Source organism: Flavobacterium piscinae (assembly GCF_004122145.1).
GTDB classification, from domain to species: domain Bacteria; phylum Bacteroidota; class Bacteroidia; order Flavobacteriales; family Flavobacteriaceae; genus Flavobacterium; species Flavobacterium piscinae.
This window is the reverse complement of the sequence record NZ_SBKQ01000001.1, coordinates 293,084-315,709: the sequence shown is the minus strand read 5'-3', so window position 1 is coordinate 315,709 and position 22,626 is coordinate 293,084. Positions and strand designations below refer to the sequence as shown.

Here is a 22,626-nt window from a genome sequence, read left to right as displayed (position 1 = left end):
TTGTTCACTCGATTAATTCTTATTTTTGTAACTTAACTAATATTTAAGCAAAATGGCACACAACATAAAACCGGGCGTTGCTACCGGAGATCAAGTTCAGGAAATTTTTAACTATGCTAAAGAAAAAGGATTTGCTTTACCGGCTGTAAATGTTATTGGTTCCAGTACTATCAACGGTGTATTGGAAACTGCTGCAAAATTAAAAGCTCCCGTAATTATTCAATTTTCTAACGGCGGTGCATCATACAATGCAGGAAAAGGTCTTTCAAACGAAGGCCAACGTGCAGCTATTTTAGGCGGAATTGCCGGAGCAAAACACATTCACACATTGGCTGAAGCCTACGGAGCTACTGTAATTTTACACACAGACCATTGTGCTAAAAATTTATTGCCTTGGATTGACGGTTTGTTAGATGCCTCTGAAAAACATTTTGCAGAAACCGGTAAACCATTATTTTCTTCTCACATGATCGATTTGTCAGAAGAACCACTCGAAGAAAACATTCATATATGTAAAGATTATTTGGCTCGAATGAGTAAAATGGGAATGACTTTAGAAATTGAATTAGGTGTAACCGGTGGCGAAGAAGATGGTGTGGATAATACAGATGTTGATTCTTCAAAATTATATACCCAACCGGAAGAAGTAAGTTATGCGTATGAAGAATTAATGAAAGTAAGTCCGAAATTTACCATTGCTGCCGCTTTTGGGAATGTGCATGGTGTATACAAACCAGGAAACGTTAAGTTAACGCCTGTGATTTTGAAAAATTCTCAAGAATATGTTCAGAAAAAATTTAATACTAATTCAAATCCAATTGATTTTGTTTTTCATGGCGGATCCGGTTCTACTTTAGAGGAAATTAGAGAAGCCATTTCCTATGGTGTAGTAAAAATGAATATTGACACCGATTTACAATTCGCTTTTACAGAAGGAATTCGTGATTATATGGTGAATAAAATTGATTACCTAAAAACTCAAATCGGTAGTCCGGACGGTGCCGATTCACCAAACAAAAAACATTACGACCCAAGAAAATGGATTCGCGAAGGAGAAATGACATTCAATGCACGTTTGGAGCAAGCATTTGCTGACCTCAACAACGTGAATACACTTTAACTGACAACCGACAACTGATAACTGATAACTAAAAATTATGGCTTGGTTTAAAAGAACAGAAAAAGGAATTCAAACCGCTACGGAAGATAAAAAAGATGTCCCTAAAGGACTTTGGTATAAATCTCCTACCGGAAAAATTATTGATCAGGACGAATTAGCCAAAAATCTTTGGGTAAGTCCCGATGATGATTTTCATGTGCGAATTGGCAGTAAAGAATATTTTGAAATTTTGTTTGACAACAATGAATTCAAAGAGTTGGATGCCAAAATGACTTCCAAAGATCCGTTGCATTTTGTGGACACAAAAAAATATTCTGACCGCTTGAAGGAAGCCAACGATAAAACCGGATTGAAAGATGCGGTTCGAACAGCCGTGGGAAAATCAAAAGGAAAAGATTTGGTCGTTTGTTGTATGGATTTTGCCTTTATTGGCGGTTCTATGGGAGCTGTGGTTGGTGAAAAAATTGCCAGAGGAATCGATTACTCCATCAAAAATAAAGTGCCTTTTCTGATGATTTCTAAATCAGGAGGTGCCCGAATGATGGAAGCCGCCTACTCTTTGATGCAATTGGCCAAAACCTCAGCCAAATTAGCACAATTAGCTGAAGCTAAAATTCCTTATATTTCATTGTGTACCGACCCAACCACGGGAGGAACAACCGCATCTTATGCCATGTTAGGTGACATCAATATTGGTGAACCGGGAGCACTTATCGGTTTTGCAGGACCTCGCGTTGTAAAAGACACAACCGGAAAAGATTTACCGGAAGGGTTTCAAACTTCTGAATTCTTGTTAGAACACGGATTCTTAGATTTTATTACCCACCGAAAAGAATTAAAAGACAAAGTGAATCTCTATTTAGATTTAATTTTAAATGAAGATGTTAGATAATTGAAAATCCCGAGGAATCGGGATTTTTCGTTTTTTTTATAATTAATTTGAGTTTATAAAAATGATTTCAGTATTTGAAAAAATATTCAGAAACAAAATTGCTTTTAGCTTTCATATAGAAGATGAAAAGCATTTTTTTTCGGAATTAAAAAAACTACTTGACAACTCAGATGAAATTGTTGAAATAAAAAATGAAAAATTATATTTTGGAACAATAGATGAATATGAAAAGAAGTTTTGTCTAACAAAAAAAATAAATAGAAAATCACAAAACTATAATGTAGAAGGAAAAATTGTTGAAGGAGACTTACAACTCAACTATTCTTTTTCGTTTCAAAAGTTAAGATATCAAATTTTTGTAATGGTTTTGACTTATTTATTTCTAATTAGTGCAATATTTAATGAATCATTATCATTACTACTTTTTTCAATTGTTTATTATTTACTATTTGACTTTCTTTTTTATTTAATTCTACACTTATCTAAAAAAGATTTTCATGAAGACTTTGCTAAAAGAGTCAAATTATTATAGTAAACATATATTTATGCAACACAATAATCATTTAGAACAAAAAATAGCTATAATAAATTCAGTAACTCCAAATCTAGATGACTTTCTACAAAATGGTTTTGATAACGATTATGCTCAAGCATTTATTAGTGAATATATTTTGGAATATAAAAAACAGTGCAATGAAACAGAAGTTGAATTGTTCGAATTATTTAAATTAAATGTACGATATAAAAGATTTTCAATCATTGGAAATTTAATGCTAACTGAAATTGTGGAATATGAAGACTTTTATAAAATTGGAAATCTTGAGAGGGATTTTTTAATTTTGATAAAATCAACAGAAGAAATAGCAATTATAGACCATGAAAATTTTGAAATTAGATATTATATTTCAGAAAATTTTGAGGTGTTTTTAGATTTGATTCCTGTATTAATATCGTATGATAAACTTGGTTATTTGGGAGTAAAATACACTATGGATATAAAAATTAAAACTTTAGAAAAAATTAAGAAAATTGTGAAAAGCGAAAAATATTATTTCTTTTTTTCATATAGTTTGATGGGAGAGTAAAAAACAAAATTAGATGTTACATTCATTACAGCTTTTGAATTAGTTAATGAAGTATCCTAATTACATCCCACTTCGAATCGCCTCCACCGGGTCCAATTTAGAAGCCGATATTGCCGGGATAATTCCGGCTATTAAACCAATGACTCCGGCTAATCCGGCACCCAACATCATATTCCAAAAGCTCAATACAAATTCAAAATCCAATACTTTGGATAATACCATGGCAATGAGCCAAACCATAACCAAACCGATAATTCCACCAATCACGGACAATATTACCGCTTCAAACAAAAACTGAAACAAAATAAATTTATTTTTTGCTCCTAATGATTTTTGAATTCCAATTAAATTGGTTCTTTCCTTAACAGATACAAACATAATATTAGCTATTCCGAAACCACCAACCAAAAGTGAAAAACCTGAAATAATCCAACCTACAATATTCAATTCACTTACAACTTCATCAATCATATCGGTAAAACCGGAAAGTACATTGATAAAGAAATTATCTATATCTGATGATTTTAAGCCTCTGAAATTCCTCAATTTTTGAGTAATTTCTCCTTTAAAACCTTCCATATCAATACCTTTTTCAGGTTTTATCAAAATGGCCGGTGTGAGCATATCATTGTTTTCACCATATAATTTACGAATAAAATTCATCGGAATAAAAACTGCATTATCTCGACTATCACCAAAAGTTGAAAAACCTTGCTTTTGAGTAACGCCAATCACGTTAAAACGTTGCCCATATAGGCGAACTTTTTTTCCAATAGCTTGCTCCGGACTATCAAACAACCCATTACAAACTTCAAAACCAAGTATAATCACTCCGGTACCTGAATTGGATTCTGATTCATTAAAAAACCTTCCTTGCTCAATTTTAATTCCGTCAATCCCTTCAAACTCATTGGTGGTTGGCGTAACCCGAACAGAACTTACCGTTCTGTCTTCAAACTTAATATTTTCATTACGGGTAAAAAGATTGAAAGCAATTTTATCAACACCATTTAAAGAACGTTTTAAATAGTCAAATTCCTCATAGGTTACATTTGGAAATTGTTCTCTTTTCCAACTAGGTACTTCTGTAGGTCCAAAAGGAAATCGCAATAAATAAACTGTATTTTTATCCAAGTCGCCTAAATCGCCTTTTATCTTTTGGTCTAACGAATCCACTGCTGCCAAAACTGCAATAATTGAAAAAATACCAATTGTAACACCTAACAAAGAAAGAAAAGTCCGCAATTTATTATTTCGCAACGCATTCATTGCAAAATTGAAACTTTCTTTCAGCAAACGGAGGTACAAAAGCATAGAATTTTTTCTTTATTGTAAATATACTGATTGGTAGTCTAACTTATAGTTTTGTTACACTAAAATGGATGTTTTTTGTGTAGTACTAACTAAATTAATAATCATTTTAACTAAAAGCAAAATTCTTATTATTTTAAATTAAAAAATTTAAAAAAAGATAAAACTAATCTCATATTCCTTTGATAGTTAAACAGACAAATAGTACTTTTGCACCTTCAAAAAACAACAACACAATGACAACTACAAAAACCATTCAATCAGCATTAATTTCAGTGTTTGACAAAACCGGATTGGAGCCGATTGTTCAAAAATTACACTCCCAAAACGTCACGATTTATTCTACCGGCGGAACTGAAGAATTTATTAAAAATTTAGGCATTCCGGTAGTTCCGGTTGAAGATGTGACTTCTTATCCTTCGATTTTAGGAGGAAGAGTTAAAACGCTTCACCCAAAAGTTTTTGGAGGAATATTGAATCGCCAAGACAATGCAAGCGATATCGAGGAAATGAAAGCATTTGAAATTCCACAAATTGATTTGGTAATTGTAGATTTGTATCCGTTTGAAAAAACAGTTGCTTCAGGAGCAAGTGAAGCCGAAATCATCGAAAAAATTGACATAGGTGGAATATCCTTAATTCGTGCCGCTGCAAAAAATTTCAAAGACACGGTTATTGTGGCTTCTGTAAATGAATACAATTATTTGTTGGAATTAATTTCGACACAAAATGGTGCTACAAATTTAGAACAAAGACGTCATTTGGCAACCAAAGCTTTTCATGTTTCTTCACATTATGATTCAGCTATTTTTAATTATTTCAATACAGACGAAACAGTTTACAAAGCAAGTATCGAAAACGGCCAAGTGCTTCGCTATGGTGAAAATCCGCATCAAAAAGGATTCTTCTTTGGTGATTTTGATAAAATGTTTACCAAATTACACGGAAAAGAATTGTCATACAATAATTTATTAGATGTGGATGCGGCTGTAAATTTAATTTTGGAATTTAAAGAAAACGAACCCACTTTTGCCATATTAAAACACAATAATGCATGCGGTTTAGCGACAAGAAGTTCAATGAAACAAGCTTATTTAGATGCTTTAGCCGGCGACCCAACTTCTGCTTTTGGTGGAGTTTTAATTGCAAATGGAAACATAGACAAAGCTACTGCTGTGGAAATTAACCAACTATTTTGCGAAGTTGTTATCGCACCTAGTTATGATGAGGATGCAGTTATCATTTTACAAGAAAAGAAAAACCGAATCATTTTAGTTCAACATGATGTTGAATTACCTGCCAAACAAATCAGAACTTGTTTGAACGGATTGTTAATTCAAGATAAAAACAACATAACCGACAATAAAGAAGGTTTAAAAACCGTTACCTTAACGACACCTACTCATCAAGAAATTGAAGATTTACTTTTTGCCTCAAAAATCTGCAAAAACACAAAGTCGAATACAATTGTATTTGCTAAAAACGGACAATTAATCGCTTCCGGAACAGGTCAGACTTCACGTGTAGATGCTTTAAAACAAGCAATCGAAAAAGCAACTTCTTTTGGTTTTGATTTGAATGGTGCTGTAATGGCAAGTGATGCATTTTTTCCGTTTCCGGACTGTGTAGAAATTGCTCATCATGCCGGAATAACCGCTGTTATTCAACCTGGTGGATCAATTAAAGATGAATTGAGTATCAACTATTGCAACGAAAATAAAATTGCAATGGTATTTACAGGAACACGTCATTTCAAACATTAATTTTTTTACCTTTGTACGTTACAATATTATAAACCTAATTAACCCTAAACAAACGTATGGGATTTTTTGATTTCATGACCGAGGACATCGCGATTGACCTTGGTACCGCAAACACCTTAATTATTCATAATGATAAAGTGGTAATTGACTCTCCGTCAATTGTAGCTCGTGACAGAATATCGGGAAAAATTATTGCTGTTGGAAAAGAAGCCAACTTAATGCAAGGTAAAACGCATGAAAACATTAAGACCATTCGTCCGTTGAAAGACGGAGTAATTGCCGATTTTGATGCTTCTGAAAAAATGATCAGTATGTTCATCAAAAGTATACCGGCATTAAAAAAACGTTTGTTCACACCTGCTTTGCGTATGGTGGTTTGTATTCCATCCGGAATTACCGAAGTAGAAATGCGTGCTGTAAAAGAATCGTGTGAACGCGTAAACGGAAAAGAAGTATATTTGATTCACGAACCAATGGCTGCAGCAATCGGTATTGGTGTTGATATTATGCAACCAAAAGGAAATATGATTGTAGACATCGGTGGTGGAACTACAGAAATTGCCGTTATCGCTTTGGGTGGAATTGTATGTGATAAATCGGTAAAAATTGCCGGTGACGTTTTTACGAATGATATTGTTTACTACATGCGTACGCAACACAACTTGTTTGTGGGAGAAAGTACCGCAGAAAAAATAAAAATTGAAATTGGTGCCGCTATTGAAGAATTAGACACTCCGCCGGATGAAATGTCGGTTCAAGGGCGTGATTTATTAACCGGAAAACCAAAACAAGTTGATGTTTCTTATCGCGAAATTGCTAAAGCATTGGACAAATCAATCCAACGAATTGAAGATGCTGTAATGGAGACTCTGTCTCAAACTCCACCGGAATTAGCCGCTGATATTTACAACACCGGAATTTATCTTGCCGGTGGTGGTTCGATGTTGCGTGGTTTGGACAAACGGATTTCTCTCAAAACAGATTTACCGGTTTATATTGCTGAAGATCCATTGAGAGCTGTTGTTCGTGGTACCGGAATTGCATTGAAAAACATCAACAAGTTCAGAAGTATTTTAATTAAATAATCAGTTAAAACTGATTTTTACCCTAACGGAATTGCGAATCTGAATCATTGAAACATGCAGCAGCTATTTACTTTTATCATAAAAAACAGTACAAGGCTACTGTTTTTGCTGCTTTTAGTCATTTCGTTATCGCTCACTATCCAATCGCATTCATACCATCGAAGTAAAGTAATTAATTCGGCAAATTTTATTACCGGAGGTGTGTATGAACGAATCAATTCGGTGAATGAATATTTAAATTTAAAAACGGAAAATGAAGGTTTAGCTAATGAAAATGCTCGTTTGAAAAGCTTACTGTACAACAGAAAAGATACTACCAAAATTATAGACAAAGAACTTTTAAGCAACTTTGGAAATTACAAAGTAATTCAGTCAAAAATCATCAATAACTCTTACAATGTTCACGAAAACTTCTTAACTATTAACTCCGGTTATGCTCGAGGGGTAAAGCCAGATATGGGCGTAGTAAACAGTAAAGGAATCATTGGTATTGTTGAAAACACATCAAAAAATTATGCAACTGTAATTAGTATTTTGAATATCAAATCGCAGATTAATGCAAAGATTAAAAAAACCAATCATTTTGGAACCTTAACTTGGAATGGAAAGAATACCGGCTATGTTCAGTTAATTGATGTGCCTAGACTGGCTTCTGTAAAAAAAGGTGATACAATTGTGACCGGTGCACAATCGATTATTTTTCCGGAAAATGTCAATATAGGAATCATTCACAAAATATATACCGACGACAAAACAAACTATTTTACTATTGATGTAAAATTATTTAACGACATGACGAGCTTGGGTCATGTTTATATTATTGAAAACAAAGACCGTAAAGAAATTTTAGAATTAGAAAATCAAAACCTAGATGAATAGTACGGTAATTCTCAATATTATTCGTTTTGTTTTGCTGATATTGGCTCAGGTTGCTATTTTTAATAAAATCAATTTTTTGGGATATATCAATCCTTATCCCTACATTCTTTTCATTTTACTTTATCCCGTTAATGGAAACAAAAACGGACTATTATTGGTAAGTTTTCTACTTGGGATAACAATGGATATGTTTAACAATTCCGGAGGTGTTCACGCAGCATCTTGTTTAACATTAGCTTATTTTAGACCTTCTTTCTTTAAATTTTCATTTGGTTTAAGTTATGAATACCAAACCGTAAAAATAAACGAAAGGCTCACTCCGGAACGATTTTCTTTTTTGTTAATCTCCGTTTTAACACACCACATCATCTTCTTTTTACTGGAAATTTTTCGATTTAGTTTTTTCTGGGATATATTGCTTCGAACCATTTTGAGTACTATCTTTACACTGATACTTTGTATTTTACTCATCTATATGTTTAAGCCCGCTAAAAATTGAGAAAAGCTGTTTTACCATCTTTGATAATTTTTGTTACCGTTGCCATTTTGGCAAGGCTTTTCTATTTGCAGATACTTGATGACGAATACAAATTAAAATCTGAAAACAATGCAATTAAAATTGTTTATGAATATCCGGAACGCGGCTATATTTATGATCGCAACGGAAAACTTTTAGTTGCCAATCAGCCTTCCTATGACATTATGGTGGTTCCGAGAGAAATTAAAAACCTTGACACCTTAAAATTCTGTGAATTAGTTGATATTACCAAAGAAGAATTCGATAAAAAACTTAAAAAAGCTATTGTTTATAGTCCGCGACTTCCTTCTGTTTTTTTACCTCAATTAAACAAAAGAGAATATGCCGCTTTTCAAGAAAAAATTAGAAAATTTGAAGGGTTTTATATTCAAAAACGTTCTTTACGGGATTATCAAGTAAGTGTAGGAGCCAATGTTTTTGGTTTTATCACACAAGTCAATCCTGCAATAATTGAGAAAAACCCTTACTACAAAAGTGGAGATTTAATAGGAAAACAAGGTGTTGAAGAGCAATATGAAGAATTTTTAAGAGGTAGAAAAGGTGTTAAATATATCCAACGAGATAAATTCAATAGGGATATTGGTCCTTATAAAGAAGGAATTTTTGATACCATTTCCAAACAAGGTGATGACATTACACTAACCTTGGATATTGATATCCAAAAATATGGTGAAGAGCTCATGCAAAACAAAAGAGGTGGTATTGTTGCGATTGAACCAAGAACCGGTGAGATTTTAGCATTAATATCTGCTCCAACCTATGACCCTGCACTTTTAGTTGGAAGACAACGGTCTAAAAATTATACTGAATTGTATAACGACAGTATTGCAAAACCCTTGTATGACAGAGGATTATTAGCTGAATATCCTCCGGGTTCTCCTTTTAAAATACTAACCGCTCTTATTGGATTACAAGAAGAAGTGATTGATGAACAAACTACTTTTTTCTGCAGAAGAGGATTTAGCTACGGGAATCGTTTTATGAAATGCCACGATTCAGGAGGATTTAGTTTAAATGCCGGAATTTACAGCTCTTGCAACACTTATTTCGCCAATACTTACAAAAGAATTATTGAAAAATATCCAAAACCTGCCTATGGAGTAGATGCTTGGAGTAATCATTTGAAAAGCTTTGGTTTGGGAAATTTTATGGGTTATGATTTGCCTCCCGGACGAAGAGGAAATGTACCTACTTCAAAACTTTATGACAAATATTACTCTGCCGGAGGATGGAAAAGTACCACGATTATATCGAATTCAATTGGTCAAGGTGAGGTTTTGATGACACCAATACAATTGTGCAATGTCATGTGTGCGGTAGCTAATCAAGGATATTATTACACTCCTCACGTAATCAAAAAAATAAAAAACCATACGATTGATAAAAAATTCACAACCAGACATCAAACTACCATTGACAAACAATATTTCCCCCCTGTTATTCAAGGAATGTTCGATGTATACAACAAAGGAACTGCTTCACGACTGCAAGTAGAAGGAATCGAAATTTGTGGAAAAACAGGAACTGCGGAGAATTTCACCAAAATAAATGGTCAACGCGTGCAATTAACCGACCACTCTATTTTTGTGGCCTTTGCTCCAAAAGATAATCCCAAAATTGCCATTGCCGTATTTGTTGAAAATGGTTATTGGGGTGCACGAATTGCGGGACCAATTGCCAGTTTAATGATTGAAAAATACCTGAAAGGGAAAATCACTCGAACCGATTTAGAGAAAAAAATACTTAACTCCAGTTTAGAAAGTGAATATGCAAAAGTATTAAGCGGTCAACCTTTTAGAATTAATTTGTAATGAAAAATCAAAGTGTTACCAGTAATTTAGATTGGATCACAGTTCTATTATACTTTATTTTAGTTGTAATGGGATGGTTAAACATCTTTTCTACTTCTATTCCGATTGAATTTATAGAGTTTGATTTTAGTGATTTCTATGGGAAACAACTTCTTTTTATCATTTTAAGCATTCCTATTATTATTGTAGTTTTAACAATTGACGCCAAAGTATACGAGAAATTCTCTTTTGTATTCTATATAATTGGAATTGTATCACTTCTTGGATTGTTTGTATTCGGTAAAACCGTTAAAGGCCAAACCAACTGGTATGGTTTTGGGTCATTTGGTCTTCAACCTTCTGAGTTTGTTAAAACAGCTACCTCATTATTAATAGCAAAATTTCTTAGTGATTCGCAAGTTTTTTTAAAAAACACACGACATCAATTAATTGCTTTTGGCATTATTCTTTTACCTGTTTTTTTAATTTTAATGCAACCGGATGCCGGAAGTGCTATGATATTTCTGTCATTGATTTTAGTACTTAATCGAGAAGGTTTACCGGAATGGTATCTTTGGACAGGTTTCATCGCAATAGTACTTTTTTTTATGGCATTACTCATTCAACCGATTTACATTTTAATTGGAATTATAGTAATCATGATATTTCATTATTTAAGAGCAAGAAGGGTTGACCGAAATCCATTAGCTTATTTAATTGTATTTGTAGCAGCGACTTCCTTTGTACTTTCAGTTGGATTTGTTTTTGACAATGTGCTAGAACCACATCAAAAAGACAGAATTAATGTGCTCTTCAGTGATGACGTTGATTTAAAAAATGAAGGATATAATTTAAACCAATCCATGATTGCCATCGGTTCCGGTGGATTAATTGGTAAAGGCTTTATGGAAGGAACTCAAACAAAAGGAGGTTTTGTTCCTGAGCAACATTCTGACTATATTTTCACCACTGTGGGTGAAGAATGGGGATTTATGGGTTCAACAGTTGTAATCTTATTGTTTGTGACTCTTTTTCTCCGAATTATCTATCTAGCTGAGCAACAAAAAACAAAATTCAGTAGGGTTTACGGGTATTGCGTTGCATCAATTTTATTTACTCATTACTTTGTTAATATAACAATGCTCATCAAACTTTTCCCAACTATTGGAGTGCCACTCCCATTTATTTCATACGGAGGGTCGAGTCTTTGGTCGTTTACAATATTGTTATTTATATTTTTAAAATTAGATGCCAATAAAGTAAATGAATGGTAGTTTATTTTGAAAAATCCAACTCTACTAAAACCGGAAAATGATCCGAAGGATATTTACATGAATAACTATCGGTTAAAACAGCGTATTTTTTGACTTCAAATGATTTTTTGGAAACAAAAATATGATCAATTTCTTTATCACTTCCTATTGGTTTGTGAAAGTCAAACCCATTAAATGTACCCCCCGAATTATAAATTAATTTAGAAGTTTTTTTTGAATGAACATATAGATTAGAAAGGAATAAAATAGGTTCAGAATTTGCTTCTAAATTAAAATCTCCCATAATAATTACAGGATAATTTCTACTGTTTACTTGCTCTATTTTTTGTTGAATCAACTGAGCACTTTTTCTTCGGGCAATTTCTCCCACATGGTCAAAATGTGTGTTAAAAACCCAAATAAGTTGCATTGTTTTTTTATTCTTGAATAATCCAAACGTACAAATTCTGTTTAAAGCGGCATCCCAACCTTTTGAAATTGCATCCGGTGTTTCAGATAACCAAAAAGTATTAAACTCAATTAATTCAAACTTATTACTTTTATAAAAAATGGAACTATGTTCACCTCTTTTTCCTCCATCTCTTCCTTCTCCAAATGCTTCATAATCCAATAATACAGAATCTAAATACTGAACTTGATGTGGTAATCCTTCTTGAATACCAAAAATATCCGGTTCATGAAATTGGATTAAATCAGAAACTTTTTCTTTTCGATTTGGCCAGCTGTTTTCTCCATCACTGGCAATGTCTAATCGAATATTATAGGTCATCACTTTTAATTCTTGACCAATAAATTCATTTGAAATTAACATTAAAATCACTAAAGTTATCTTTCTCATCTGCATCAATTAAAACTCCATGATTTATAATCGGCACTTTTTTCAACATTGTTTTCAATATCATCAGGCAAATGATGAAAGAAATCGATTCCGGTCAATTCCTCAATTTCATCAACCGAAACTACAAATTCATAAAGTGGCCTTTCGCTGTTTTTATGAGGAAGTAAAAAAGCAATCATACGAGGTTTATCATTGTAAACATTAAGCAATACTTTATAAAAATAATCAGGAACAGAAACATCTTCTTCTCCTATTGTCTTTAAGTTCGGCTCTAAAATTCCCCCGGTTACCACATACAGACCATCATATTTATCAGCCCAGTATCGAACTTTTTGTTCTAAACGATTCCAAACTCCTGCATTAAAATCCGATTCTTGAGGAGAAATATTGGATGTATAGAATGTCTCATTATAAGCTTTCTTTGAAAATTTCATATCGCCAGCCGGACACAAATGCCCTCTGTCATATCCTGAATTTTTATAATTTCTCCAATCAGCCGAACCTGTTTTTACTTTTGGATCCTCGATAAAATAAGGCCTTTTAAAATCAGAATTAGAAAAATATGAGTCTTTTAATTCATAAGCAACCCATTCAGCTTGTTCATGTTCTTCATGATAAGAAAGTGAATAAAAGTTGTGGTGAATAACTTGTCCTGTTGTAGTTGTAGGGAAAAAATCAAATTCATTCCAATTAATTTTTGTCAATTCTATCTTGTCCGTTGAAACATCAAAACCAGCATCATTTAGAACATAATTATCTCTACATGAAACAGATAGAAACAAAAAAAGAATTAATATTGAAACAAAACTTAATTTACACATTTAAAAATTTATTAAATATAACAAACAGGAATGATTATTGCTAACTTTGTAAATGTATTAAAAAAGTAACTCTTTTGAGATACAATAATTTGTTTAATTTAATTTATACCCTATTATGAAATTTAAAATTAGTATCCTTTTGGTTTTGCTAATCTCATTTATTAGTCAAGCACAAATAACAAAAACAAACGCTGACACTCTAATCAAAACAGGGGTTCATATTGAAGAAACTAAAACCGTTGAAGAAATTAATATTGCACAAGAAAAAGCTGAAAAAGAAAAAAAAATAGCACAAAAGGCACGAGAAAAAGCTGAAAAAGAAGCTGAAAAAGCTCAAAAGCAGGCTGAAAAAGAAGCTAAACAATTAGCCAAAGATCAAGAAAAGCATGAAAAACAAGTCAAACAGTTTGAAAAACAACAAAAAAAGGTTGCCTCAGCTGAAAAAAGTGTTTCGAGATCTCAAAATAGATTAACAAAAGAAAAGAAATCACTTCAAAAAAACATAGAAAGTCTTGAAAAAAAGAAACGAAAAGGGAAATTAACGGATATTGAAATTGAAAAAGAAAACATCAAGATCAGCAAACAACAAATAAAGATAAAAGAACTTGAGGCAGATGTTAAAGATGCCCAAAAAAAATTAGAGAAAGTTAGAGACTAACCAACTAAACCACGTGAAAGCGTGGTTTTTTATTGCTTTACATCCAAGGCATCCCGCAAGGCATTACCTGTCATCATAAAAGCTAAAGTAACAAGCATAATGGCTGTCCCGGGAACCAAAGCCAAATATGGTTTTCCTAAAATAATATAACTGTAATGGTCTTTTATCATACCTCCCCAACTTGGAATAGGAGGTTGTGCTCCTAAACCTAAAAAGCTTAAACCGCTTTCTACTAAAATAGCAGAAGCAAAATTGGCCGCCGAAATTACAATTACCGGTGCCATAATATTGGGAATGATGTGATTTAAAATAATTCGCATATCCGAAAACCCTAACGCTCGTGCAGCGGTGACATACTGCATTTCCTTCACGCTGATAATTTGACCTCTGACCACACGAGCAACTTCCACCCACATGGTTAATCCTACTGCAACAAAAACCTGCCAAAATCCTTTGCCAAGTGCAAGTGTAATGGCAATAACTAATAAAAGTGTTGGAATAGACCATATTACATTCACCAACCACATCACCAAAGCATCAATTTTCCCTCCATAATAGCCGCCAAGAGCTCCAAAAAAAAGTCCGACTACCAAGGAAATTAAAACAGCTACAAAGCCGATAGAAATAGAAACCCGCGAGCCAACTAACATTCTGCTTAACAAATCTCGACCGTATTTATCTGTTCCCAGGTAGAATTTTTTTGTGGAGATTAATTTTTTTTCAACTTCTTGAATTGTTGAAAAACCAATAAACTTATCTAAACTAATTTCTTTGGTTTGTTTTAATTCAATATCTTCTGTGTACTCGATGTATTGAATGACATTTCCAACTACTTTATACTCTAAAATAGGAATTTCAGTCAGTTGATTGGGATGGCCAAAAAAATACCCTTTTATGGTTTTAGGAGCCATTTTTTCAGAAGGAACAGCTAATATTTGAACTTGAAACCCCGGCGATTTTGAATGAATAGCCAAATGCATTTGATTTGCATTTTCGGAATTGTCGGGTGCAAAAACATATGCAAACAAAGCTAAAAATATCATCAGTACGATGTAACCAAAACTAAAAACACCCCAAAAATTCTTTCGGAATTTCTGAAGTGCTATATTAGTTAACGACTGATTACTTTTGGACATTAGTTTCTTTTTCAACTATTGCTCAAAGATACAATTTGCCGTTTATGATTTTACAATTTTTTTCTTTAAATCTACTTTTCCTTTGACTACCGGTTTAGATTGCAAATCATCTAAAACGTTCAAAGCTTCTTCTACGTAAATATCTTTGGAAAGACTTTCAAACCATCGTTCTCTTTTTTCTTTAAAGGACTCGTCTTTAGCCATCAATTCAAAATCCTGAGGAATTGGTTTAAATACTAATTCATTTTTATAATCTGAAATGGGCTTAAATTGTTTACTTTTTTCTTCCAAACTGTTTTGTTCAGCGGTAAAAGCATCTAATTTTAGACTATAAACTGAAGCATCTCTACGTTCTTTTGTCCATCGAGCACTTTTTTCAATTAATTGAAAATGTTCATTTTGAGCCATTCTTGCTTTACTGTTTTCAACGGCACGATCAAAATTAGTTTGCTTGTCCCAAATGGTAAATTGAGCCGGATCAATTTTTGTCCATGGCATGGCATTGTCCAAATCTCTTTCACCTATGTCAATATACGAATAACGATCCGGCATTTCAACATCGCTCGTCACCCCTTCTAATTGTGTTGAACCACCATTAATTCTGTAGAATTTTTGAGTTGTAGTTTTTAAAGCTCCTAAATCGCCCACTGTATTTCCGCGAACAAATTGGTTTAAATCGATTACATTTTGAACAGTTCCTTTTCCGTAGGTTTGCTTGCTACCAATTACAACACCTCTTTTATAGTCTTGTATTGCAGCAGCTAAAATTTCTGATGCGGATGCCGAGAAATTATTAACCATGACAACCAAAGGACCATCCCATTGGATTATTGGGTCTCTGTCATATAAAACTTCTTTCTTAGTTCCAGCCGATTTGATTTGAACTACCGGTCCTTGTTCAATAAACAATCCGGTAATGTCTACTGCAGTTTTTAATGAGCCTCCACCATTATCCCGAACATCCATAATGATACCTTTTACACCTTGAGCCTTTAAACGCTCCACTTCTATAGCAACATCTTTTCCGGCATCACGACTGTCTTGGTTTTCAAAATCGATATAGAACTTAGGTAAATAAATAATGCCATATTTCATTCCATTTCTTTCAACAACACTTGATTTAGCATAGGTTTCTTCGGTTTCAACCATGTCACGAATTAAAGAAATCACTTTCATGGTTCCATCTACTTTTTTAACGGTTAACCGAACTTCAGTGCCTTTTGGTCCTTTGATTTTTTTAACGACATTGTCCAATCGCATCCCAACAATATCAACAGGTTCTTCATCACCTTGAGCCACTTTTAAAATGATATCACCTTGTTCAAGCTCTTTTCCTCTCCAAGCAGGTCCGCCGGAAATTAATTCAGTGATTTCGGTTAAATCGTTTTTCTTTTGTAATCGAGCACCAATTCCTTCAAATTTACCGCTGATGCTTACATCAAAACGCTCTTTGTCGTCGGGAGCCATGTAATTTGTATGCGGATCAAAACGTGAGGCTATTGCATTCACAAACACACCAAACCAATCGTTTCTGTCTAATTCTTTGATAAATGTAAAATAATCATCTAAGGATTTCAAGGAACTCTCTCGAGTTTCTTTTTCAAGTTCTTCAAACGATTTTGGTGCCTCGTCTTTCTTTTTATCCTTTTCTGCTTTTAACTTTTCTTTCAGTTTTTCATCTTTAACAGCATTGATTTTTTCATCGATAACACCATTTTTTTGATCTTCCTGTAACTTGATTCTATCTGTTAACGATGAAAGAGTGGAAAGTTTAATTTGTTTTCTCCAACGCTCTTTTAACTCAGTAGTATTTTTGGCATAGGGAAGTTTTTCGTATTCAGTATTGATGGTTTCATCAACTGTATAATCAAAGGGGTTATCTAAAATATCTTTATAATATTTTTGACTTTCAAGCATCCTTTTTAAATACGTAGTATAAGTCAAATCAAAAAAAGACAAATCTTTGCTTTTGATTTGGTCGTCAATTAACGTTTCATATTTTGCAAACTCATCAATATCTGATTGCAGAAAAAATCGTTTAGACGGATCTAATGCTTCGATATAATCTTTATAAATTCCTTTTGACAAATTATCATCAATAGCAGCGGGATCATAGTGACCGCGTTCAATCACAAAAGTTAATAACTCAATTAAAAGTTTATCTTTTTCAGGATCAGAACTTACATTCTTTTTAGAATCTATAGCGTTAAATGCCAACAGTGAAACCGACAAAACAACTGCCAACAACACCAATTTAAAGTTTCTTTTCATAAATAGTACAATGGTTTTCATTATCTTTCTTTATAAGTAGTCATAAAAACTATGCCACTTCTGTTAGAGTCTCAATTTTTAGTAAATTAATTTTAAAAAAATCACTTAACCAAACAAAGTTATGAAATTTGTTAGGCTTATAAATCTTAAAAAGAGTTAATTTTGTTTTCTTTAGGATACGATAAAACTAAATTTGTGGTTTATAATCCAATTAAATTCATAAAATGACTAAAAAACCGCTTATTCTGATTACAAATGACGATGGGATTTCTGCACCGGGCATAAGAGCTTTGATTGAGGTAATGAAACAATTGGGTGAAGTGGTAGTGGTTGCACCTGATAGTCCGCAAAGTGCAATGGGTCATGCCATCACCATAAATAACACGCTTTTTATTAATAAAGTAAATTTTGATTCGGAAGTAAAAGAAGAATACAGTTGCTCAGGGACTCCCGTTGATTGTGTAAAATTAGCCGTGAATGAAATTTTGAAACAAAAGCCTGATTTGTGTGTTTCCGGTGTGAATCATGGGTCCAATTCATCTATTAATGTTATTTATTCAGGAACCATGAGTGCCGCGGTGGAAGCCGGTATCGAAGGAATTCCTGCCATTGGTTTTTCATTGTTAGATTATAATTGGAATGCTGATTTTGAACCTGTAAAAAATGCAATTAAAACTATTGCTTCGCAAGTGCTGGAGAACGGTTTACCGGAAGGTGTTATTTTAAACGTTAACTTTCCAAAATTAAAAGAAGATGAGATAAAAGGGATTAAGGTTTGCCGACAAGCAAAAGCTTTTTGGAAAGAAGAATTTGATAAACGCAAAACACCACAAGGAAAAGATTATTATTGGCTCACGGGCGAATTCATCAACCAAGACAATGGTGAGGATACTGATGAATGGGCTCTTGCCAACGGTTTTATTTCAATTGTACCTGTTCAATTTGATTTGACAGCTCATCACGCCATACAAAAACTAAACACGTATAAATTTAATTGATAATGAAAAAAACAGATTTACTCATCGGATTTATCATCGGAATTATTGGTGCTTTTATTGGTGTTTTTCTATTCATTACTTTGTTTACAGATTTTGAATTTGTGGATGGAGTAATTGCTTTAAAATCTCAAAATTCGCTGGGAAAATTAATTGCTCTTGGGGCTGTAATTAATGTAATCGTATTTTTTGCTCTTTTAAAATTTAATAAAGAACTGATGGCTCGTGGAGTAGTTTTTGCAACAATTATTTTAACAATCGTTACCTTATTTGTATAAAAATGAAGTATTACATCATATCCGGAGAAGCTTCAGGCGATTTACACGGATCGAATTTAATAAAAGCTCTTCGCAAAGAAGATGCTCACGCGACCATTCGATTTTGGGGAGGCGATTTGATGGAAAAAGCAGGAGGAACTTTAGTAAAACATTACAAAGAATTAGCTTTCATGGGTTTTGCCGAAGTGCTTTTTAATCTAAAAACTATTTTAAACAACATTTCATTTTGTAAAAAAGATATTGAGCAATTCCAACCCGATGTCATCATTTTCATTGATTATCCGGGTTTTAATATGCGAATTGCTGAATGGGCTAAAAAGAAAAAAATTCCGACTCATTATTATATTTCGCCACAAATTTGGGCATGGAAAGAAAATCGCATTAAAAACATCAAACGCGATTTTGATAAATTGTATGTGATTCTTCCCTTTGAAAAAGATTTTTATGAAAAGAAACATCATTTTCCGGTTGATTTTGTGGGTCATCCGCTGATTGATGCAATTCATAATCGAACAAAAGTGGATGAATCGACTTTTAGAAAAGAAAATAATTTAGATCATAGACCTATTATCGCACTTTTACCCGGAAGCCGAAAACAAGAAATCAGTAAACTTTTGCACGAAATGTTAGCCATTGTGAATGATTTTCCAAATTACCAATTTGTAATAGCCGGAGCTCCGGGACAAGATTATGTGTTTTACAAGCAATTTTTGACGAATAAAGCTGTTCATTTTATTTCGAATAAAACCTATGATTTGTTGAGTGTAGCTCATGCAGCTTTGGTAACTTCCGGAACGGCTACTTTGGAAACTGCCTTGTTCAAAGTACCTGAAGTAGTTTGTTATAAAGGAAACTGGATTTCGTATCAAATTGCCAAACGAATTATTACTTTAAAATACATTTCGCTTGTCAATTTAATTATGGATGAAGAAGTGGTAACCGAACTGATTCAAAATGATTGTAATTCGAAAAAAATAAAATTCGAATTGACTAAGATTTTGGACGAAAAACATCGTGAAAAATTAATTGAAAAATACAATCTTTTAGAAGAAAAATTAGGGGGCGAAGGAGCCAGCGAAAAAGTAGCAAAATTAATTGTAGCTGCTATTTCTTGATTCTGTAAAATCTATTTTTTAACTTTGTGAAAATTAATAATTTTTGAAAAACGCAGTCATATTTACATTATTATTGTTCTTTTTGGTTGGATGTAAATCAACTTCTTCTGGTATTGTAACAAGTAAGAGTGAAGCCGAGAAAAAAGGTATTTATACAGCTCCAAAAAACACGAAGGCTGTTGCTAAAAACACCAAAAATACAACAGAAAAGAAAGCAACAGAAACTGCAAAAACTTCCCAAAAATCAAGAATTACAGAATCTGACGATGACGATTATATTCCGGATGATGACAACACCTCCTATTTTGTAAAACAACTTATTAGTTCTGCAATGCAATACCAAGGTGTCCGCTATCGCAGTGGCGGAACAACTTCGGCAGGAATGGATTGCTCCGGTTTGGTGAGCACCGTTTTTAAAGAATATGACATTTCTTTACCTAGAAGATCTGTTGACATGTCTAAAGTGGGTCAGAAATTAAAATTGAAAGAAGTAAAAAAAGGCGATTTGGTTTTTTTTAAAACCAGTAGCCGAGGTGTTATCAATCATGTAGGTTTAGTTACCGAAGTTCGAGATGATGAAATTTTATTTATTCATTCTTCTGTGCAACGGGGGGTTATAATTTCATCAACTAAAGAAGCATATTATCAAAGAACGTTCGCACAAGCAAATCGAATTCTATCCGACGAACACTTTTAATTGTAATTTTTTTCTTCCTAATTTATTTTTTATTATTTTCGTTTACATGAAAGTGATAAAATTCCCTACAATTTTAATTACTACCTGTTTGATTTTAGGAATTTTAGTTTCCAACGAAATCAAACCGGATTTCTCTTTAGCTCTACTAATTGTTTTTATAGCATTTATTCCGTTTTTGATTTTATACTTTTTATTGAAAAAAAATTTAAAATTTAGAATTAGTTTTGGAATTTCATCTTATCTGCTTGCGTTCACAATCGGAATTTTTCTTTTCGCATTACACTATCCTAAAAATCAGGCTTCGCATTATTCAAATTCCGCCTATCGTTCTTCAGAAAAAAATCTCGTGAGCGGTATTATTTCAGAAAAACTAAAACCCAATCAATTTTCATTTAAGTATTTCATGAAAGTTGAATCCATTAATGAAAAAGCAACCAAAGGAAAACTTTTAGTGATTTTGAATAAAAAAGATGCGGAAAAAGAATTTGAAATTGGCGATAAAATATTAGCCAATGCAATTATTAAACCCATCATTAGACCACATAATCCGTATCAATTTGATTATGCTGCCTATTTGGAAAAAAAGGATGTTTTTGATCAATTGTATTTAGAAAACCAAAACTATAAAGTTATTGCCAAACAAGAAAACTTGAATTTTCAGTTAGAAAAAATCAGAAACAAAGTCGTTGCTTTTTTTGAAAATGAAAACATTCCCCCTGAAAGAATAAATATCATCAAAGCCCTATTTTTAGGACAACGCCAAAATATTGAACAAGAAACGTTGGATAATTATTCCAAATCGGGAGCGATTCACATTTTGGCCATTTCAGGATTACATATTGGAATTTTGCTCTACTTTTTTAAAGCTTTATTAAAACCTATCGAACGAATTAAGTATGGCCGCGTTATTACACCGTTTCTTTTGATTGTAATTTTATGGTCGTTTGCACTGCTCTCCGGCTTATCTGCTTCTGTTGTGCGAGCTGTTACCATGTTTACTTTTGTGAGTATTGGAATGTATATGAATCGGGAGACAAATATTTACAACACATTAGGATCGTCTATTCTAATTTTACTTCTTTTTAAACCTAATTTTATTTTTGATGTAGGCTTCCAATTGAGTTATTGTGCGGTTTTTTCAATCGTAACCATACAACCTTTGTTCAGCAAACTATGGACTCCCAAAAATAAAATTATTGGTTATTTTTATGATATTCTAACGGTTTCTTTTGCTGCTCAAATCGGCGTTTTGCCATTGAGTATTTATTACTTTCATCAATTCCCCGGTTTATTTTTTATCACAAACTTGGTCATTATTCCGTTACTTACCTTAATTTTAATAACCGGAATGGTAAGTATTCTACTTTCTGTCTTTAGTATTTATCTTTCTTTTTTGGTTGAATTTCTATCCGAATTAATTGGATTTATGAATAACTATGTGGGTTATGTTTCTTCTTTTGAACAATTTATTATCAAAGATATTCCGTTTAATTCTCTTATCTTACTTAGTTCTCTTTTTGCAATTATTTCTATTATTCTTTACATAAAAAAACCAACTTCAAGAGGAATTACTTTGGCATTAATCACCATTTTAGTCTTTCAACTTTCGATTATTGGTTCCCTTGTGTTTCATAGAACCCAAAATGAATTTATCATTTTTCAATATCCAAAAAAGACTATTTTAGCGAGTAAAGAGAATAACTCAATCTTTTTGCATAGCAATGATTCCTTAGTCAATTCAAACTATGTAGTGAAAAATTACATACAAAATAATTTTGGTACTATTGATAGTATTGTCCCACTACAAAATGTATACTTAATTAAAAAATCTAAACTGTTAGTGATCGATGAAAAAGGAATTTATAAACTTCCTGAAAAACCGGAAATTGTTTTATTAACACAATCTCCCAAAATTAATTTTGAACGTTTGCTGACCGAATTAGAACCTAAAATCATCATTGCTGACGGAAGTAATTACAAAAATTTAATTGAAAGTTGGGAGAAAACTTGCCTTAAAAAAAATATCCCTTTTCACTCAACAAGCGAAAAGGGATATTATCGAATTAGTCTTGATTAATAT

Annotated in this window: 21 protein-coding genes; 16 read left to right on the top strand and 5 right to left on the bottom strand. The window is 32.8% G+C overall.

Features of this window, described 5'->3' with window-relative positions:
* Nucleotides 1–52: 52 nt before the first annotated feature.
* From fbaA to EQG68_RS01225, 4 genes are all read left to right on the top strand, one after another.
* Entirely contained in the window at nucleotides 53–1,120 is a 1,068-nt protein-coding gene (fbaA, locus tag EQG68_RS01240) for a class II fructose-bisphosphate aldolase (protein WP_129462972.1), read from the top strand.
* Between the two features lie 37 nt (nucleotides 1,121–1,157).
* Nucleotides 1,158–2,012, top strand: coding sequence for an acetyl-CoA carboxylase, carboxyltransferase subunit beta (gene accD / locus EQG68_RS01235; RefSeq protein ID WP_129462971.1), 855 nt, complete (start codon nucleotides 1,158–1,160; stop codon nucleotides 2,010–2,012).
* A gap of 61 nt (nucleotides 2,013–2,073) precedes the next feature.
* The gene (locus EQG68_RS01230) at nucleotides 2,074–2,544 is read left to right on the top strand and encodes a hypothetical protein (protein ID WP_129462970.1); all 471 of its coding nucleotides are present in this window, start codon (nucleotides 2,074–2,076) and stop codon (nucleotides 2,542–2,544) included.
* On the top strand, nucleotides 2,510–3,097 hold the full coding sequence (locus tag EQG68_RS01225; RefSeq protein ID WP_164975358.1) for a hypothetical protein: 588 nt from the start codon (nucleotides 2,510–2,512) through the stop codon (nucleotides 3,095–3,097). The genes EQG68_RS01230 and EQG68_RS01225 overlap by 35 nt, the downstream gene beginning before the upstream one ends.
* Before the next feature lie 60 nt (nucleotides 3,098–3,157).
* Here EQG68_RS01225 and EQG68_RS01220 read toward each other — a convergent pair whose 3' ends face one another.
* A complete protein-coding gene (locus EQG68_RS01220; RefSeq protein ID WP_129462968.1) occupies nucleotides 3,158–4,411 on the bottom strand; it encodes an ABC transporter permease in 1,254 nt (417 codons plus the stop codon).
* A 233-nt stretch (nucleotides 4,412–4,644) separates the two neighbouring features.
* Between EQG68_RS01220 and purH the strand changes: the two genes are divergently transcribed.
* From purH to rodA, 6 genes are read left to right on the top strand one after another with little or no spacing between them, the layout of a single operon-like run.
* Nucleotides 4,645–6,171: a bifunctional phosphoribosylaminoimidazolecarboxamide formyltransferase/IMP cyclohydrolase gene (purH, locus tag EQG68_RS01215; protein ID WP_129462967.1), complete on the top strand. Its 1,527-nt coding sequence runs from the start codon at nucleotides 4,645–4,647 to the stop codon at nucleotides 6,169–6,171.
* A gap of 56 nt (nucleotides 6,172–6,227) precedes the next feature.
* Nucleotides 6,228–7,256, top strand: coding sequence for a rod shape-determining protein (locus EQG68_RS01210; protein ID WP_112084823.1), 1,029 nt, complete (start codon nucleotides 6,228–6,230; stop codon nucleotides 7,254–7,256).
* Between the two features lie 54 nt (nucleotides 7,257–7,310).
* Nucleotides 7,311–8,135: a rod shape-determining protein MreC gene (mreC, locus tag EQG68_RS01205; protein WP_129462966.1), complete on the top strand. Its 825-nt coding sequence runs from the start codon at nucleotides 7,311–7,313 to the stop codon at nucleotides 8,133–8,135.
* The gene (locus tag EQG68_RS01200; protein ID WP_129462965.1) at nucleotides 8,128–8,634 is read left to right on the top strand and encodes a rod shape-determining protein MreD; all 507 of its coding nucleotides are present in this window, start codon (nucleotides 8,128–8,130) and stop codon (nucleotides 8,632–8,634) included. The genes mreC and EQG68_RS01200 overlap by 8 nt, the downstream gene beginning before the upstream one ends.
* Complete coding sequence (mrdA, locus tag EQG68_RS01195; RefSeq protein WP_129462964.1) at nucleotides 8,631–10,484, top strand: penicillin-binding protein 2; 1,854 nt, start codon at nucleotides 8,631–8,633, stop codon at nucleotides 10,482–10,484. Before EQG68_RS01200 ends, mrdA begins: the two co-directional genes overlap by 4 nt.
* Complete coding sequence (rodA, locus tag EQG68_RS01190) at nucleotides 10,484–11,737, top strand: rod shape-determining protein RodA (protein ID WP_129462963.1); 1,254 nt, start codon at nucleotides 10,484–10,486, stop codon at nucleotides 11,735–11,737. Before mrdA ends, rodA begins: the two co-directional genes overlap by 1 nt.
* A 1-nt stretch (nucleotide 11,738) precedes the next feature.
* On the opposite strand, the gene EQG68_RS01185 is transcribed toward rodA, so the two are convergent.
* Nucleotides 11,739–12,575 (bottom strand): endonuclease/exonuclease/phosphatase family protein, encoded by an 837-nt coding sequence (locus tag EQG68_RS01185; RefSeq protein ID WP_129462962.1) that lies wholly within the window; start codon nucleotides 12,573–12,575, stop codon nucleotides 11,739–11,741.
* A gap of 5 nt (nucleotides 12,576–12,580) precedes the next feature.
* Nucleotides 12,581–13,396 (bottom strand): DNA/RNA non-specific endonuclease, encoded by an 816-nt coding sequence (locus EQG68_RS01180; RefSeq protein ID WP_129462961.1) that lies wholly within the window; start codon nucleotides 13,394–13,396, stop codon nucleotides 12,581–12,583.
* Nucleotides 13,397–13,511: 115 nt separating this feature from the next.
* Between EQG68_RS01180 and EQG68_RS14955 the strand changes: the two genes are divergently transcribed.
* On the top strand, nucleotides 13,512–14,054 hold the full coding sequence (locus tag EQG68_RS14955) for a hypothetical protein (RefSeq protein WP_164975357.1): 543 nt from the start codon (nucleotides 13,512–13,514) through the stop codon (nucleotides 14,052–14,054).
* A 29-nt stretch (nucleotides 14,055–14,083) separates the two neighbouring features.
* On the opposite strand, the gene EQG68_RS01175 is transcribed toward EQG68_RS14955, so the two are convergent.
* Together EQG68_RS01175 and EQG68_RS01170 are read right to left on the bottom strand one after the other, a co-directional pair.
* A complete protein-coding gene (locus tag EQG68_RS01175; RefSeq protein WP_129462960.1) occupies nucleotides 14,084–15,190 on the bottom strand; it encodes an ABC transporter permease in 1,107 nt (368 codons plus the stop codon).
* 42 nt (nucleotides 15,191–15,232) lie between these two features.
* Nucleotides 15,233–17,482, bottom strand: coding sequence for a carboxy terminal-processing peptidase (locus EQG68_RS01170; RefSeq protein ID WP_129462959.1), 2,250 nt, complete (start codon nucleotides 17,480–17,482; stop codon nucleotides 15,233–15,235).
* Between the two features lie 203 nt (nucleotides 17,483–17,685).
* Between EQG68_RS01170 and surE the strand changes: the two genes are divergently transcribed.
* The 5 genes from surE to EQG68_RS01145 are packed head-to-tail and all read left to right on the top strand — an operon-like array spanning nucleotide 17,686 to nucleotide 22,623.
* A complete protein-coding gene (surE, locus tag EQG68_RS01165) occupies nucleotides 17,686–18,459 on the top strand; it encodes a 5'/3'-nucleotidase SurE (RefSeq protein ID WP_129462958.1) in 774 nt (257 codons plus the stop codon).
* Between the two features lie 2 nt (nucleotides 18,460–18,461).
* Entirely contained in the window at nucleotides 18,462–18,734 is a 273-nt protein-coding gene (locus tag EQG68_RS01160; RefSeq protein ID WP_129462957.1) for a hypothetical protein, read from the top strand.
* A 2-nt stretch (nucleotides 18,735–18,736) separates the two neighbouring features.
* Entirely contained in the window at nucleotides 18,737–19,849 is a 1,113-nt protein-coding gene (lpxB, locus tag EQG68_RS01155; RefSeq protein WP_129462956.1) for a lipid-A-disaccharide synthase, read from the top strand.
* A gap of 43 nt (nucleotides 19,850–19,892) precedes the next feature.
* Nucleotides 19,893–20,546 carry a C40 family peptidase gene (locus EQG68_RS01150; protein ID WP_129462955.1) on the top strand — a complete coding sequence of 218 codons (654 nt, stop codon included), beginning with the start codon at nucleotides 19,893–19,895 and terminating at the stop codon, nucleotides 20,544–20,546.
* A 46-nt stretch (nucleotides 20,547–20,592) separates the two neighbouring features.
* Complete coding sequence (locus EQG68_RS01145) at nucleotides 20,593–22,623, top strand: ComEC/Rec2 family competence protein (protein WP_129462954.1); 2,031 nt, start codon at nucleotides 20,593–20,595, stop codon at nucleotides 22,621–22,623.
* Nucleotides 22,624–22,626 lie beyond the last annotated feature (3 nt).

What these genes read in the sequence shown, in the direction of transcription:
- fbaA (WP_129462972.1), top strand. Translation starts at nt 53, where the DNA reads ATGGCACACAACATAAAACCGGGCGTTGCTACCGGAGATCAAGTTCAG.
- accD (WP_129462971.1), top strand. Translation starts at nt 1,158, where the DNA reads ATGGCTTGGTTTAAAAGAACAGAAAAAGGAATTCAAACCGCTACGGAA.
- EQG68_RS01230 (WP_129462970.1), top strand. Translation starts at nt 2,074, where the DNA reads ATGATTTCAGTATTTGAAAAAATATTCAGAAACAAAATTGCTTTTAGC.
- EQG68_RS01210 (WP_112084823.1), top strand. Translation starts at nt 6,228, where the DNA reads ATGGGATTTTTTGATTTCATGACCGAGGACATCGCGATTGACCTTGGT.
- mreC (WP_129462966.1), top strand. Translation starts at nt 7,311, where the DNA reads ATGCAGCAGCTATTTACTTTTATCATAAAAAACAGTACAAGGCTACTG.
- EQG68_RS01225 (WP_164975358.1), top strand. Translation starts at nt 2,510, where the DNA reads ATGAAGACTTTGCTAAAAGAGTCAAATTATTATAGTAAACATATATTT.
- surE (WP_129462958.1), top strand. Translation starts at nt 17,686, where the DNA reads ATGACTAAAAAACCGCTTATTCTGATTACAAATGACGATGGGATTTCT.
- EQG68_RS14955 (WP_164975357.1), top strand. Translation starts at nt 13,512, where the DNA reads ATGAAATTTAAAATTAGTATCCTTTTGGTTTTGCTAATCTCATTTATT.
- EQG68_RS01175 (WP_129462960.1), bottom strand. Translation starts at nt 15,190, where the DNA reads ATGTCCAAAAGTAATCAGTCGTTAACTAATATAGCACTTCAGAAATTC.
- EQG68_RS01220 (WP_129462968.1), bottom strand. Translation starts at nt 4,411, where the DNA reads ATGCTTTTGTACCTCCGTTTGCTGAAAGAAAGTTTCAATTTTGCAATG.
- EQG68_RS01170 (WP_129462959.1), bottom strand. Translation starts at nt 17,482, where the DNA reads ATGAAAACCATTGTACTATTTATGAAAAGAAACTTTAAATTGGTGTTG.
- purH (WP_129462967.1), top strand. Translation starts at nt 4,645, where the DNA reads ATGACAACTACAAAAACCATTCAATCAGCATTAATTTCAGTGTTTGAC.
- EQG68_RS01180 (WP_129462961.1), bottom strand. Translation starts at nt 13,396, where the DNA reads ATGTGTAAATTAAGTTTTGTTTCAATATTAATTCTTTTTTTGTTTCTA.
- rodA (WP_129462963.1), top strand. Translation starts at nt 10,484, where the DNA reads ATGAAAAATCAAAGTGTTACCAGTAATTTAGATTGGATCACAGTTCTA.
- lpxB (WP_129462956.1), top strand. Translation starts at nt 18,737, where the DNA reads ATGAAGTATTACATCATATCCGGAGAAGCTTCAGGCGATTTACACGGA.
- EQG68_RS01200 (WP_129462965.1), top strand. Translation starts at nt 8,128, where the DNA reads ATGAATAGTACGGTAATTCTCAATATTATTCGTTTTGTTTTGCTGATA.
- EQG68_RS01145 (WP_129462954.1), top strand. Translation starts at nt 20,593, where the DNA reads ATGAAAGTGATAAAATTCCCTACAATTTTAATTACTACCTGTTTGATT.
- EQG68_RS01185 (WP_129462962.1), bottom strand. Translation starts at nt 12,575, where the DNA reads ATGAGAAAGATAACTTTAGTGATTTTAATGTTAATTTCAAATGAATTT.
- EQG68_RS01160 (WP_129462957.1), top strand. Translation starts at nt 18,462, where the DNA reads ATGAAAAAAACAGATTTACTCATCGGATTTATCATCGGAATTATTGGT.